At 34.2% G+C, this 15274-nt stretch carries 11 protein-coding genes and 1 other annotated feature (1 of these 12 running past the window's edge); all 11 genes read right to left on the bottom strand.

Translation table 11 applies throughout. From position 1 onward, the window contains the following. Positions 1-301: 301 nt before the first annotated feature. The 11 genes from KEC48_RS14360 to rplJ all read right to left on the bottom strand — a co-directional run bounded on the left by KEC48_RS14360 (position 302) and on the right by rplJ (position 15145). On the bottom strand, positions 302-610 hold the full coding sequence (locus KEC48_RS14360) for a PTS lactose/cellobiose transporter subunit IIA (RefSeq protein WP_087244283.1): 309 nt from the start codon (positions 608-610) through the stop codon (positions 302-304). Between the two features lie 86 nt (positions 611-696). Continuing rightward, a complete protein-coding gene (locus tag KEC48_RS14355; RefSeq protein WP_211963187.1) occupies positions 697-1488 on the bottom strand; it encodes a Cof-type HAD-IIB family hydrolase in 792 nt (263 codons plus the stop codon). Positions 1489-1574: 86 nt separating this feature from the next. After that, a complete protein-coding gene (tuf, locus tag KEC48_RS14350) occupies positions 1575-2759 on the bottom strand; it encodes an elongation factor Tu (protein WP_087357336.1) in 1185 nt (394 codons plus the stop codon). Positions 2760-2844: 85 nt separating this feature from the next. Next, complete coding sequence (fusA, locus tag KEC48_RS14345) at positions 2845-4920, bottom strand: elongation factor G (RefSeq protein ID WP_205091065.1); 2076 nt, start codon at positions 4918-4920, stop codon at positions 2845-2847. A 37-nt stretch (positions 4921-4957) separates the two neighbouring features. Further along, complete coding sequence (rpsG, locus tag KEC48_RS14340) at positions 4958-5428, bottom strand: 30S ribosomal protein S7 (RefSeq protein ID WP_087244287.1); 471 nt, start codon at positions 5426-5428, stop codon at positions 4958-4960. Positions 5429-5447: 19 nt separating this feature from the next. Beyond that, entirely contained in the window at positions 5448-5861 is a 414-nt protein-coding gene (gene rpsL, locus KEC48_RS14335; RefSeq protein WP_087244288.1) for a 30S ribosomal protein S12, read from the bottom strand. A gap of 179 nt (positions 5862-6040) precedes the next feature. Continuing rightward, positions 6041-9739, bottom strand: coding sequence for a DNA-directed RNA polymerase subunit beta' (rpoC, locus tag KEC48_RS14330; RefSeq protein WP_211963185.1), 3699 nt, complete (start codon positions 9737-9739; stop codon positions 6041-6043). 12 nt (positions 9740-9751) lie between these two features. Continuing rightward, positions 9752-13411, bottom strand: coding sequence for a DNA-directed RNA polymerase subunit beta (locus KEC48_RS14325; protein WP_087357596.1), 3660 nt, complete (start codon positions 13409-13411; stop codon positions 9752-9754). 165 nt (positions 13412-13576) lie between these two features. After that, entirely contained in the window at positions 13577-14170 is a 594-nt protein-coding gene (locus tag KEC48_RS14320; RefSeq protein ID WP_211963183.1) for a class I SAM-dependent methyltransferase, read from the bottom strand. A 56-nt stretch (positions 14171-14226) separates the two neighbouring features. Continuing rightward, positions 14227-14598 (bottom strand): 50S ribosomal protein L7/L12, encoded by a 372-nt coding sequence (rplL, locus tag KEC48_RS14315; RefSeq protein ID WP_087244292.1) that lies wholly within the window; start codon positions 14596-14598, stop codon positions 14227-14229. Between the two features lie 25 nt (positions 14599-14623). Then, positions 14624-15145, bottom strand: coding sequence for a 50S ribosomal protein L10 (gene rplJ / locus KEC48_RS14310; RefSeq protein ID WP_211963181.1), 522 nt, complete (start codon positions 15143-15145; stop codon positions 14624-14626). A 35-nt stretch (positions 15146-15180) separates the two neighbouring features. Continuing rightward, positions 15181-15274 (bottom strand) — a sequence feature (ribosomal protein L10 leader region); it runs 25 nt beyond the window's last position.

The raw sequence follows: 15274 nt of genomic DNA, 5'->3' as shown, positions 1-15274 counted from the left end.
GACTCTTTCTTTTTTCCTATCTTTATTGACGTGTTTACTGTTCAGTTTTCAATGTCCCTGTCGCCCTCTCTCTCGAGTGCTCATCTATAATACCATCTATCCCTTACCTTTGCAAGTCTTTTTTTCATTTTTTTTCGTTTTTTTATCCCTCTTTTTTTAAAGATTCTATTTTTTATTGATTTTATCAATGTTTTTTTATTTGTTATTTTGTAAATATTTACTCAGAAATTCAAAAATAAAACCCCATTAACTGAGTTAATCCTCCGTCATTGGGGTTTTGCTTGAATCACTAACCTTTTAATTATTTGATTTTTTTATAAAGATCAATAAATTCTTGTGCTAAATCAATAACAACTAATGCAGTCATTAAGTGATCTTGAGCATGTACCATTAATAAGTTTAATGGAGCTTTTTCTCCTCTAATTTCAGCCTGAATTAATTCAGTTTGTGCATGATGCGCTTCATTTACAGTTTCTTTTGCGTTTTGTAATGATTCATCAGCCTTATCTAAATCACCAGCTTTAGCGTATTGAATAGCTTCAATTGCTGAGCTACGAGCACTACCACTGTTTACAATAAGGTTGATAACTACTTGTTCTTGTTCATCCATTTTCAATTTCTCCTTTAACAAACAAATTCAGAATTACTCTGTATATTTATTTTATCAAATCACCTTTATAATTTCAACTATAAAGATTAAAGAAAAGAAAAATGTTTAAGTGCTTTCACAATTCCATCATTCTCAACATTATCAGTGATAAAATCAGCAACTTTTTTTGTTTCCATAGCTGCATTTCCCATTGCAATACCCAAATTTACACACCTTAACATTTCTATATCATTACGTCCATCACCAAATGCAATTGTATCTTTCATTGTTTTACCTAAACCATTAATCAATTTCTCAATCCCTTTGGCTTTAGATTCACCTTTCAAGGTTAAATCAAACGATAAGCCACTTTGGTGCTGCTGGATATGAAAATAAGGCGATAATACGTTTTTCATTGGTTCTATATCTTGATCAGAATTCAAAACAATCATACCAATATAAGTTTCTATTTCATTAACATCAAAAGAATCAATAATAACCTTATCTTTCATTCCCCAATTATTTTTAAACTCTATATGTTTACGGTTATCTTTATTCAAAACATAAATATAATCATTACCCTCAAAATAATAAGCTAAATTTCTTTCTAAACAAAACTCATGAGTCTTTATAATTGCTTCTTTTGATACGATACTTTTATATATTTCTTTATTTTCATATTCTACATAAGCACCATTACAAGTCACATATCCACTAAACGGATAATCCATGACACCATCTACAATAAAACACTTACATCTCCCAGTAGCCAAAAAAACAGCGTGTCCTTGTCTTTTTAGACTATCCATAGCTTCTCGAACTTTTTGGGGAATGCTGTAAATACCTTTACTACATTCAATAAGCGTTCCATCTATATCAAAGAAAAATAGTTTGCTCATATCACACCTCCATACTTTAACATCATAACCTTTTTATAAAAAAGTGTAAACAAAAAAGGTATCGATAAGATACCTTTTCATGAAAATTATTCAATAACTTCAGTAACTGTTCCAGAAGCAACAGTTCTTCCACCTTCACGAATTGAGAATTTAGTACCATTTTCAAGTGCGATAGCATGGATTAATTCAACTGTTAATTCTACGTTATCTCCTGGCATAACCATTTCTACACCTTCTGGTAATTCGATAACACCAGTGATGTCAGTAGTTCTGAAATAGAATTGTGGTCTATAGTTAGAGAAGAATGGTGTATGACGTCCACCTTCATCTTTTGATAAAACGTAAACTTGGCATACGAATTTTTTGTGTGGATGTACTGATCCTGGTTTAGCTAATACTTGTCCACGTTGAATTTGATCTCTGTTGATACCTCTTAATAATACCCCTACGTTATCTCCTGCTTCAGCGTAATCTAATAATTTACGGAACATTTCGATACCAGTAGCAACTGTATTTTGAGTTTCATGAATACCAACGATTTCGATTGGGTCATTTAATTTTAATTGTCCTCTTTCAACACGTCCTGTAGCAACTGTTCCACGTCCAGTGATTGTAAATACGTCTTCAACTGGCATTAAGAATGGTTTGTCAGTATCACGAGTTGGAGTTGGGATATAAGTATCTACAGCTTCCATTAATTCATGAATAGCTGGTACCCATTTTGGATCTCCTTCTAATGCTTTTAAAGCTGATCCACGAATAATAGGAGTATCATCTCCTGGGAATCCGTATTCATTTAATAATTCACGAACTTCCATTTCAACTAATTCAATTAATTCTTCGTCATCAACCATATCGCATTTATTTAAGAATACGATGATGTAAGGTACACCTACTTGACGAGATAATAAGATGTGTTCTCTTGTTTGTGGCATAGGTCCATCAGTAGCAGCTACTACTAAGATAGCTCCATCCATTTGAGCAGCACCAGTAATCATGTTTTTGATGTAGTCAGCATGACCTGGACAGTCAACGTGTGCATAGTGACGAGTTGCTGTTTGATATTCAACGTGTGCAGTGTTGATTGTGATACCACGTTCTTTTTCTTCAGGTGCAGCATCAATTGCAGCGTAGTCCATTGCTTTAGCATTTCCTTCTTGAGCTAAAACAGTAGTGATAGCTGCAGTTAAAGTTGTTTTTCCATGGTCAACGTGACCAATTGTTCCAATATTAACATGCGCTTTAGAGCGGTCAAATTTTTCTTTAGCCATTTAAGCTTCCTCCTATATAAATTTCTTTAAATTTTTACATATACATTCTAAATGATTTGGTTGAAAAATGCAATACTTTTAGTGATTAATTATTTCCACCATTTTTCTTAATAATACTTTCAGCAATTGATTTAGGAACAGGTTCATAACGATCAAATTGCATAGTATAGTTTCCACGACCTTGTGTGAATGATCTTAAATCAGTAACATATCCAAACATTTCAGATAAAGGTACACTTGCTTGTACTAAAACAGCATTTCCTCTTTCTTCTTGTCCTTCAATCATACCACGTCTAGAAGAAATATCTCCCATAACGCTTCCTAAATATTCAGAAGGTGCAGTGACTTCTACAGCCATAATTGGTTCCAAGATAACTGGATCACATTTTTTACCAGCTTCTTTTAATGCTAAACTTGCAGCAACCTTGTATGCCATTTCTGATGAGTCGACATCATGGTAAGAACCATCAAATAAAGTTGCTTTAATATCCAATACTGGATACCCTGCAATCATACCATTTTCTAATGCTTCTTCAAGCCCAGCTTTTACTGAACCAATGTATTCTCTAGGGACAGTTCCTCCAACAACGGCATCAACGAATTCAAATCCTTTACCTTCATTTGGTTCAAATTTAATCCATACATGTCCGTATTGTCCACGTCCACCAGACTGACGTACGAATTTACCTTCACAATCAGCAGCTTTTCTAATTGTTTCACGATAAGCAACTTGTGGTGCTCCAACATTAGCTTCAACTTTATATTCTCTCTTTAAACGATCTACGATAACGTCTAAGTGCAATTCCCCAACTCCAGCAATAATTGTATCACCAGTTTCAGGATTTGTAGTGACTCTGAATGTAGGGTCTTCTTCAGCTAATCTAGCTAAACCGTTACTTAATTTATCTTGATCTTGTTTTGTTTTTGGTTCAATTGCTAATTCAATAACTGGTTCAGGGAATTCCATTTTTTCTAAGATAATGAAATTCTTTTCATCACAGATAGTATCCCCAGTTGTTGTATTTTTAAATCCAACAGCTGCAGCAATATCTCCAGCGTAAACTTCGCTAATTTCTTTACGTGTATTAGCATGCATCTGTAAGATACGTCCTAAACGTTCTTTTTTATCTTTAGAAGAGTTTAAAACATATGATCCAGATTCAATATGTCCTGAATATACACGGAAGAATGTTAATTTACCAACAAATGGGTCAGCCATAATCTTAAATGCTAATGCAGAGAATGGCTCATCATCACTTGCATGTCTTTCGATTTCATTACCATCTTCATCTTCACCTTTAATTGATGGAACATCAGTTGGTGCAGGTAAGAAGTCGATAACAGCATCTAACATTAACTGTACACCTTTGTCTTTATAAGCAGATCCACATAATACTGGGAATAATTCAACAGCTAATACACCTTTACGGATTGCTGCTTTAATTTCTTCTTCAGTAACTGGTTCTTCTTCTAAGACTTTCATCATTAAATCATCATCAAAAGATGCAGCTGAATCAATCATTTTTTGACGATATTCTTCTGCTTGAGCTTTCATATTTTCAGGAATTTCAGAATAAACAACGTTTTCACCCTTAGCTCCTTCAAAATGAACAGCTTTCATTTTAATTAAGTCAATAACACCTTCAAATGTATCTTCGGCACCAATTGGTAATTGAATAGCTACAGCGTTAGCATCTAATCTTTTTCCAATAGATTCAACAGACATTAAGAAATCTGCCCCAGTTGCATCCATTTTGTTACAGAAGACAATTCGAGGAACTCCATAAGTTGTTGCTTGACGCCAAACAGTTTCTGTTTGTGGTTCAACACCAGCTTTTGAGTCTAATACAGTAACAGCACCGTCAAGTACACGTAAAGAACGTTCTACTTCAACAGTAAAATCGACATGGCCTGGAGTATCAATGATGTTAACACGGTATCCATTCCATTGTGCAGTTGTTGCTGCTGAAGTGATTGTAATACCACGTTCTTGCTCTTGTTCCATCCAGTCCATTTGTGAAGCACCGTCATGTGTTTCACCAATTTTATGAATTTTTCCAGTGTAATAAAGAACACGTTCAGTTGTTGTTGTTTTACCAGCATCAATGTGAGCCATGATTCCAATATTACGAGTTTTTTCTAACGAAAATTCACGAGCCATATTTTTCTCCTTTCAAATATTTCCTCTAAATCATATATTACCAACGGAAATGTGCAAATGCTTTATTAGCTTCAGCCATCTTATGAGTATCTTCTTTCTTTTTCACAGAAGCACCAGTTCCATTAGAGGCATCAATAATTTCATTAGCAAGACGATCAATCATGCTTTTTTCGTTTCTTAAACGAGAATAGTTAACTAACCATCTTAATCCTAATGTCATTCTTCTTTCTGGAGATACTTCAACAGGTACTTGATAGTTAGCTCCTCCAATACGTCTTACTTTTAATTCAAGTACAGGCATGATATTGTTGATTGCTTGATCAAATACTTCCATTGCAGGATTTCCAGTTTTTTCTTCAACTTTTTTAAATGCTTCATATAAGATGTTTTGAGCAACACCTTTTTTACCATCAAGCATGATATTGTTAATTAATTTTGTAACTACCTTAGAATTATAAATTGGATCAGGTAGTACATCTCTTTTTGCTACGCGTCCTCTTCTTGACATCAGTTTTTCCTCCTATCTCTTATTTTTTAGGTTTTTTAGCTCCATAACGAGAGCGTCCTTGCATACGATCTTTTACACCAGCACAGTCCATAGTACCACGAATAATATGATAACGAACCCCTGGTAAGTCCTTAACACGTCCTCCACGAATTAACACAACACTGTGTTCCTGTAAGTTGTGCCCAATTCCTGGAATATATGCAGTTACTTCCATTCCGTTTGATAAACGAACACGGGCATATTTACGTAAAGCCGAGTTAGGTTTCTTTGGTGTCATAGTGGCAACACGAGTACAAACACCACGTTTTTGAGGTGAACTAATATTAGTTGGTTTCTTTAATAATGAGTTGTAACCTCTATTTAACGCAGGTGATTTTGATTTAGATGTTTTTTCACTACGTCCTTTTCTGACTAATTGATTAATTGTAGGCATGTTTTTCTCCTTTCCTTTCTTCTTAACACACAATTCCGGGTGTTTCATTTTTTGATGAGATAAAATGCACTCTTAGTCGAGTACCGAAAGCAATTATATACGACAAAATTTATAAAGTCAACACTTTTTTTGTTTTTTAAAAGAAAACAAGACCTGTATTCAGATCTTGTTTAATTGATTTATTCTGCTGATGTAAATTCTTCATCAATTTCACTACTACTTAATAAACTTTCAGATAAAGTCTCAGCTTCCAAGTGTTCTGCTTCTTCCAATTCTTTTTCTTTACGTGCTTCTTCTAATTCTCTAGCAATTGTTTCAGGTGATTTCAAAGGTCCTCTTAAACCTGTTCCAGCAGGTAATAATTTACCAATAATAACATTTTCTTTTAGACCTTTTAATTCATCAATTTTTCCTTTAATTGCAGCATCCGTTAAGATTTTTGTTGTTTCCTGGAATGATGCAGCAGATAAGAATGATTCTGTTTCCAACGATGCTTTTGTAATACCTAATAAGATTGGTCTAGCAACAGCAGGATGTTTTCCAGCCTTTAAGACTTCCTTATTCAATTCTGTAAATCTTTGAACATTAATATGTGTTCCAGGCAATGCTCCTGTATCTCCACCTTCAACAATACGCATCTTTTTCAACATTTGATGAATAATAACTTCAATATGTTTATCAGAAATTTCAATACCTTGTAAACGATAAACTTTTTGAACTTCTTTTAAAATATAATTTTCTACAGCTTTCACATCAGCCACTGCCAGTAATTCCTTTGGATCAATTGAACCTTCTGTAATTTTAGATCCAATTCCCACTTCGTCACCAACAGATACTCTTAATTTTGCTCCATATGGTGTTAAATAACTTCTTGTTTCTAACAAATTAGAAACGACAACTTCTGCTCTACCATTATTATCAATGATATTAGAAACTTCACCATCAATTTCAGAAATAATAGATTTTGCTTTTGGATTTCTCGCTTCAAATAGCTCTTGAATACGAGGTAAACCTTGAGTGATATCAGCACCACCGGCAACTCCACCCATGTGGAATGTACGCATTGTTAACTGAGTACCAGGTTCACCAATAGATTGAGCAGCCATAATACCAATAGCTTCTCCTAATTCAACTTGTTCCCCAGTTGCTAAGTTACGACCATAACATTTTCTACAAATTCCATTTTTAGCTTTACATCCAAAGATTGAACGAATTTCAACTTCTTTGATTCCAGCATCTGTAATATTTTTAGCAATCGCTTCATCAATCATTTCGCCAGCTTTAACAAGCGTTTCACCTGTTTCAGGATGAACAATATCCTTTTGAGAATAACGTCCCACTAGACGGTCATATAATGGCACAATAACCGAATTATCTGAAGTATTGTACAATTCTGTAACAACAAATCCCTGATCTGTACCACAATCATCTTCAGTAACAATGACTTCTTGAGCAACATCAACCAAACGTCTTGTCAAGTATCCTGAATCGGCTGTCTTTAAGGCTGTATCAGTAGATCCTTTACGGGCACCATGTGTAGAGATGAAGAATTCAGATGCTGTTAAACCTTCTCTAAATGAAGATTTGATAGGCAACTCAATCGTTTCACCTTTTGGATTAGACATCAATCCACGCATACCTACTAACTGTGTAAAGTTTGAGATATTACCACGTGCTCCTGAATCAGACATAATGAAGATTGGATTACGATCATCTGCCTCAAATTCTTCCTTAACAACAGCTTGAACTTGGTCTTTAACAGATTCCCATAACTTAATAACAATATTATGTCTTTCTTCATCAGTGATTTTCCCTTTACGATATAATTTCTTGATTACTTCAAGTTTTTCATCAGCTTCATCAAATAAAACGTATTTACTTTGTGGAACCTGAATATCATAAACAGAAACTGTAATACCAGCAATTGTAGAATAATAGAATCCTTGATCCTTTAATTTATCCAACATCGCTGTTGTATCACTAATTTTTGTAGGATCAAACATTTCATTGATAATGTTTCCTAAAGCTTTTTTACCCAATGGTTTAATTAAAGGCTGTGCTTTAATATGTGCTTTAATATCAGTACCCATTGGTACGAAATATTTATCTGGTGTTGCTACTAAATTTTCTTTACTAGAATCATTGATAAATGGGAATGCCCCATCAAAAATCTGATTAAAGATAATTTTACCAACACTTGTAATTAAATAGCTATTATTTTGTTTTTCAGTAAATGTCTTATTCTTTAAAGATTTTCCTCTAATCGCAATTCTTGTGTGTAAATGTACAGTTTTTGCATCATATGCCATTAAAACTTCATTCACATCTGCAAAAACAGTTCCTTCACCAACAGCTCCTTCATCTTCTAATGTTAAGTAATAGTTACCTAACACCATGTCCTGAGAAGGTGTAACGATAGGTTTTCCATCTTTTGGTCCAAGGATATTGTGAGAACCTAACATTAACTGTCTAGCTTCTTGAATAGCTTCTTCCCCTAATGGAACGTGAACTGCCATCTGGTCACCATCAAAGTCAGCGTTGAACGCTGGACATACTAATGGATGCAAACGAATAGCGCGTCCTTCAACCAACTTAGGTTCGAATGCCTGAATACCTAATCTATGCAATGTAGGCGCACGGTTTAATAAGACTGGATGTTCTTTGATGACTTCTTCAACGATTGGCCAAATCACATCATCCATCTTATCAATTAATCTTTCAGCCGCTTTAATATTTGTTGCTATTTGTTCTCTTACTAATCCACTAATGACAAATGGTTTAAATAAATTCAATGCCATTTCACGTGGAATACCACATTGATACATCTTTAAATCAGGTCCAACAGCGATAACTGAACGTCCTGAATAGTCAACACGTTTTCCAAGTAAGTTTTGACGGAAACGCCCTTGCTTTCCTTTTAACGTATGACTTAATGATTTTAATGGTCTTCCTCCAGCCCCAGTAATTGGTTTTGAACGACGTCCATTATCAATTAAGGCATCCACTGCTTCTTGTAACATACGCTTTTCATTTTGCACAATAATAGAAGGTGTTCCTAGCTCTAACAACTTTTTCAAACGATTATTACGTGTAATGACACGACGATATAAATCATTTAAATCACTTGTCGCAAAACGTCCACCATCCAATTGTAACATTGGTCTTAAATCAGGTGGAATAACAGGAAGAACATCTAAGATCATCCATTCTGGTTGATTGTGTGAAGTTCTAAATGCCTCAATTGCTTCAAGTCTTTTCAATAATTTTGAACGTCTTTGTCCTTGTGCTTCTTTTAAGTCTTTTGTTACCAATTCAAATTCTTCATCTAAATCGACTTTTTGAAGCAAAATTTTAATCGCTTCTGCCCCAGTTTTAGCCTCAAATTGATGACCAAATTTTTCATAACAGTTACGATAATCTCTTTCAGATAAGACTTGTTTATATTCTAAAGGTGTACTTCCCTTATCAGTAACAACATAAGAAACGAAATAAATAATTTCTTCAAGTTGTTTTGGTGTCATATCAAGGATTAATCCCATTCTTGATGGAATACCCTTTAAATACCAGATATGTGCAACCGGTGTAGCCAGTTCAATATGCCCCATACGTTCACGACGTACAGATGATTTTGTCACTTCAACACCACAACGATCGCAGATAACACCTTTATATCTCACTTTCTTATATTTTCCACAGCTACATTCCCAATCCTTAGATGGTCCAAAGATTTTTTCACAAAATAGACCATCTTTTTCAGGCTTTTGAGAACGATAATTAATAGTTTCAGGTTTTTTAACTTCACCATAAGACCATTCACGAATTTTTTCTGGAGAAGCTAATCCAATTTGGATTGCTGAAAAGTTATTGACATCTGCCATTCATATTTCCTCCTATTCTTCGTTACTTTCTTCTTCATCATCACTAAAGAGTTCATCAATTGCTGAATCTAAATCATCAAATGATTCTTCATCTTCTGAGAAATCACCTTCAACCTCAGCCACTTCTTCATCAGTAACCTCTGGTTGTTCAGGAGTTGTATCAATTGAAGTAGGGAAGCGACGTTCTTCATCTTCAATCTTTCTTGCATCTATTTCTTCACCATTTTCATCTAACATACGAATATCTAAAGCTAAAGCCTGTAATTCTTTTGTTAAAACTCTAAATGATTCAGGAAGTCCTGGTTCAGGTAATTTTTGTCCTTTGACAATAGCCTCATAAGTTTTGACACGCCCTACAACATCATCAGATTTGACAGTTAAAATTTCTCTCAGTGTATAAGCTGCACCATAAGCTTCAAGTGCCCAAACTTCCATTTCTCCAAATCTTTGTCCACCATTTTGTGCTTTACCACCAAGAGGCTGTTGTGTTACTAAAGAGTATGGACCAACTGATCTGGCATGAAGTTTATCATCAACCATGTGAGCTAACTTAATCATATACATGACACCAACAGAAACGTTTGAATCAAAATATTCACCAGTCATTCCAGAAATCACTGGTTGTTTTCCATCAACAGACATTCCTGCTTCTTTCATGATATCTTCAAGATCTTTTGAATTAATACCATCAAAAGCTGGTGTTGCAAAATACATACCTAACTCTCTGGCAGCATAACCTAAATGTAATTCCAATACCTGCCCAATATTCATACGTGAAGGAACCCCTAATGGATTCAACATGATGTCAAGAATTGTTCCATCTTCTAAGTGTGGCATATCTTCAATTGGTAATATTTTAGAAATAACCCCTTTATTACCATGACGACCTGCCATCTTGTCACCTTCAGAAATTTTACGTTTTTGAACGATATAAACTTTAACTTCTTTATTAACACCCGGTTGTAATTCATCACCATTTTTTCTAGAGAAAATTTTAATATCATGAACAATTCCTGCCCCTCCATGAGGAACTCTTAAAGAATTATCTTTGACTTCTCTAGATTTTTCACCAAAGATTGCTAATAATAATTTTTCTTCTGCAGATAATTCCGCTTGTCCTTTTGGTGTTACCTTACCAACTAAGATGTCACCTTCCTTAACTTCAGCACCAATCATAATGATACCTTCACTGTTTAAGTTTTTACGTGCATCTTCACCAACATTAGGAATATCTCTTGTAATTTCTTCAGGTCCTAATTTTGTATCACGACATTCAATACTATATTCTTCAATATGAATAGATGTATAAACATCTTCTTTAACTAATCTTTCAGACATGATAACAGCATCTTCATAGTTGTAACCATTCCATGTCATGAAACCAACTAATACGTTTTGTCCTAAAGCTAATTCTCCCTGTTCCATTGATGGACCATCAGCAAGAATTTCACCTTTCACAACTTGATCACCGACTTTTACAATTGGTCTATGGTTAATACAAGTTCCTGCATTGGAAATCGCAAATTTTGTCAAACGATATTTATGAGGTCCTGTATCTTCTTCAACAATAATCTTTTTCGCATCAACATAAGTGACAATACCATCTTTTTTCGCAACAACGGCTGCTCCAGAATCTCTTGCTGCCTGATATTCCATACCAGTTCCTACAAGAGGTGTATGTGGATTTAATAATGGGACAGCCTGACGTTGCATGTTGGCACCCATTAAGGCACGAGTGGCATCGTCATTTTCAAGGAAAGGAATACATGAAGTGGCAACAGAAACAATCTGTTTTGGAGAAATATCAATAAAATCAATTTCTTCTGGTTTTGCCATGATATTTTCCCCTAAATGACGGGCAATAACCTGTTCATCAAGGATTTTACCATTTTCATCATGTTGAACCTTAGCTTGTGCAATCACATAATTCTTTTCTTCATCAGCTGTTAAATAACGCACATCATCTTCATCAATAACACTATGATTGACTTTACGATAAGGTGTTTCAATAAATCCATATTTATTGATTTTTGCATAAGAAGCCAACGTTGAAATCAACCCGATATTTGGACCTTCAGGTGTTTCAATTGGGCAAATACGACCGTAGTGAGAAGCATGAACGTCACGAACTTCATAACCAGCACGATCTCTTGATAACCCACCTGGCCCTAACGCTGATAAACGACGTTTATTCGTTAACTCAGCTAATGGATTAATCTGATCCATAAATTGAGATAACTGAGATGATGAGAAAAATTCTTTAATAGCGGCTGTTAATGGACGAATGTTTGTTAATGATTGTGGAGTGACACTATCAACTTCAGACAATGACATTCTTTCTTTAACAACTCTTTCCATTCTTGACAAACCAATTCTAAATTGATTTTGAATCAATTCTCCAACAGAACGGACACGTCTATTTCCTAAATGATCAATATCATCTAATAAACCAATACGACTCATCAAATTGACTCTATCATCACTTGCTAAATCTAATGAATCATAGATATCCACAAGATTTAACATATATGAATAGGCAGCGATCATATCTGAAATTGTAATATATTTACAATCTAATGATAAATCTGTCCCTACAACTTTCATTTTCTTTGATTTTGTTTCATCAACATAAACTTCTAATACTTGAATACGTCCATGTGATCTTAAAAAATCATTTGTGTGAATATCTCTCATATGAGCTCCAGCTTGGAAAACAGGAGCTAAAAGGTCTACTTTATCTTTTGTTAATAAAGTTCCTTCTTTCATCACAACATTTCCATCTATATCTATAACATCTTGAGCTAAAACACGGTTTGTAATTCTATCTAATAAACTCAATTTTTTACCAAGTTTAAAACGTCCTGCACGTGCAAGGTCATATCTTTTTGCATCAAAGAATCTTGTATATAATAAATTGTTAGCACCTTCTAAAGTTGCAGGTTCCCCTGGTCTTAATTTATTGTAAATTTCAATTAAAGCTTCATCAGTATTATGAGTTGTATCTTTAGCTAATGTATTTCTGATAAACTCATGATCTCCTAATACTTCAATAATATCTTCATCACTACTTAATCCTAAAGCACGTAATAAAATCGTTCCCGGTATTTTACGAGTTCTATCAATACGTACATTTAAAATATCTTTTGCATCGTTTTCAAATTCAAGCCATGTTCCTCGTGAAGGAATCATACTTCCAGTGAAAACAGTTTTACCACTTTTATCCATTGCATCAGCAAAATATGCTCCTGGCGAACGTACTAACTGTGAAACAATAACACGTTCAGCCCCATTAATAATAAAAGTACCAGAATCTGTCATTAATGGAAAATCACCCATAAAGACTTCATTTTCCTTAATTTCACCAGTGCCATTATTCACTAAACGTAAAGTTGCACGAATAGGTGCACAATAATTTGTATCTCTATCTTTTGCTTCTTCCACTGAATATTTCGGTGCATCAAAGCGACAATCCACAAACTCTAAAGTTAAAGTTTCGTTGTAATTGCTAATAGGATAAACATCGTTATAAACTTCTTTAATTCCTTCGTTTTTAAACCATTCAAAAGAATTTGTCTGGATTTCTACTAAATTTGGCAATTCCAAAGACCCACTAATTCTTGAATAATTGCGACGATTAATACGACTTTTTGCCTGAGTTCCATTTCTTTCCAAGCCTGTTTCACTCCTTATTCATGATCTCTATCTCCTAATTAAAGCAAGCAAAAAACACTGCTTTTTATATATGAGTAGGCATTTTATTATACTAGCATAGAGGCCAGTTGAAGTCAATACCAAATCATAAATTTCAAAATTTCTTTTGAAACACAAAAAACAGTGTTATTTTACCGATTTTAAAACAAAATATCCTTTATCTCTTTTTATAATTTCACAATTCCCAAAAACATCTTCCATCTTTTTCTTAGCAGAAGGAGCCCCTTGTTTTTTTTGAATAACAACAAACAAAGTTCCCGAATCATTTAAATGATGATATGCTTTTTCTAAAATTTCAAAAACAATTGTCTTTCCAGCACGAATCGGTGGATTAGATACAATAACATCAAAAGTTCCTTTCACATTTTCATAAACCGAACTTTTATATATTGTAACATCTTCCAACTGATTATAACAAGCTGATTCCTTAGCTAAATTCAAAGCACGTTCATTTACATCAACCATTTCCACCTTAATCCATGAATACACTTTTTTTAATGATAACCCCAATGTACCATAACCACACCCAACATCCAGTAATGATTTTTGTGATGGTAAAAGATGTATACTTTCAAGAAGAACACGTGATCCATAATCAATATACTCTTTAGAAAAAACCCCTATATCACTGACAAAAGTCAAATCTTGATTACGATATTGAAATGTAATATATTTTTTCTGTGATTTTAAATCAGTATTATTTGTATAATAATGAGCCATCATCTCACTCCTTGTTAAAAAAAAGCCCTTCAATAAGGGCTTTTTAATTTTAGAAATTATTTAACTTCTACAGTTGCACCAGCAGCTTCTAATTGTTCTTTAATCTTAGCTCCTTCTTCAGCTGGAATATCTTTCTTAATTTCAGCAGGAACTTTGTCAACTAAACCTTTAGCATCAACTAATCCTAAACCAGTAATTTCTCTTACTGCTTTGATAACAGCAACTTTTGTAGCACCAACATCAGTTAATGTTACAGTTACGTTAGCTGGAGCAGCATCTGCAGCAGCTTCTCCACCAGCAACAACAGCTACAGGAGCAGCAGCAGTTACATCAAATTTTTCTTCGATTGCTTTTACTAAATCATTTAATTCTAAAATTGTAGCTTCTTCTAAATAAGCTAAGATATCTTCATGTGTTAATTTTGCCATTTTATTTTCCTCCGTTCATTTTTAACTATTCAGCAGCAGCTTCTTCAGCCGCATCTCCACCTTTTGCGTCAGCAACAGCTTGAATAACTCTTGCCACTTTAGCAACAGGTTCTTTCATACATGCAAGTAACATTGAGTACATACCTTCACGATTAGGTAATTGTGATACTGCTATTACTTCTTCTTTAGGTAAGAATTTACCTTCGATATAAGCAGCTTTAATTTGTAATGCTTCGTGATCTTTTGCAAAATTTGCTAAAATTCTTGCAGGAGCCACTGCATCATCTTTACCAAATGCCAATGCGTTTGGTCCAACAAGGTATTCTTCTAATTCGTTCATACCTTCTTGTTCAACAGCTCTTTGAACTAATGTGTTTTTATAAACTTTAAATCCCACATTTTCAGCTCTTAAAGCTCTACGTAATTCAGTAACTTCAGCCACTGTTAATCCACGATATTCAACAACAACTGTAGATTGTGAATTTTTTAATTGTTCACTGATTTCTGCAACAACTTGTTGTTTAGCTTCCAAGATTTCTTTTGACATTGTTACACCTCCTATTAATTTTATATATGCAACAATATATCCGTGAAAAACTCCCTCGTATTTACGAGGGAGTTGTCAATTCTTTGACAATATCACCTCGGCAACTTAATTAAGGTTTCCCCGTTGCTG

This window comes from Clostridium sp. C1, assembly GCF_018223625.1.
Classification (GTDB): domain Bacteria; phylum Bacillota_I; class Bacilli_A; order Erysipelotrichales; family Coprobacillaceae; genus Allocoprobacillus.
The sequence above is the reverse complement of the archived record's forward strand: the minus strand, read 5'-3'. Positions and strand labels throughout refer to the sequence as shown.

Bases quoted from the DNA above. Each gene is read 5' to 3' on its own strand.
- tuf (WP_087357336.1), bottom strand. From the start codon at position 2,759: ATGGCTAAAGAAAAATTTGACCGCTCTAAAGCGCATGTTAATATTGGA.
- rpsG (WP_087244287.1), bottom strand. From the start codon at position 5,428: ATGTCAAGAAGAGGACGCGTAGCAAAAAGAGATGTACTACCTGATCCA.
- rpsL (WP_087244288.1), bottom strand. From the start codon at position 5,861: ATGCCTACAATTAATCAATTAGTCAGAAAAGGACGTAGTGAAAAAACA.
- KEC48_RS14320 (WP_211963183.1), bottom strand. From the start codon at position 14,170: ATGGCTCATTATTATACAAATAATACTGATTTAAAATCACAGAAAAAA.
- fusA (WP_205091065.1), bottom strand. From the start codon at position 4,920: ATGGCTCGTGAATTTTCGTTAGAAAAAACTCGTAATATTGGAATCATG.
- KEC48_RS14355 (WP_211963187.1), bottom strand. From the start codon at position 1,488: ATGAGCAAACTATTTTTCTTTGATATAGATGGAACGCTTATTGAATGT.
- KEC48_RS14360 (WP_087244283.1), bottom strand. From the start codon at position 610: ATGGATGAACAAGAACAAGTAGTTATCAACCTTATTGTAAACAGTGGT.
- rplL (WP_087244292.1), bottom strand. From the start codon at position 14,598: ATGGCAAAATTAACACATGAAGATATCTTAGCTTATTTAGAAGAAGCT.
- rplJ (WP_211963181.1), bottom strand. From the start codon at position 15,145: ATGTCAAAAGAAATCTTGGAAGCTAAACAACAAGTTGTTGCAGAAATC.
- rpoC (WP_211963185.1), bottom strand. From the start codon at position 9,739: ATGGCAGATGTCAATAACTTTTCAGCAATCCAAATTGGATTAGCTTCT.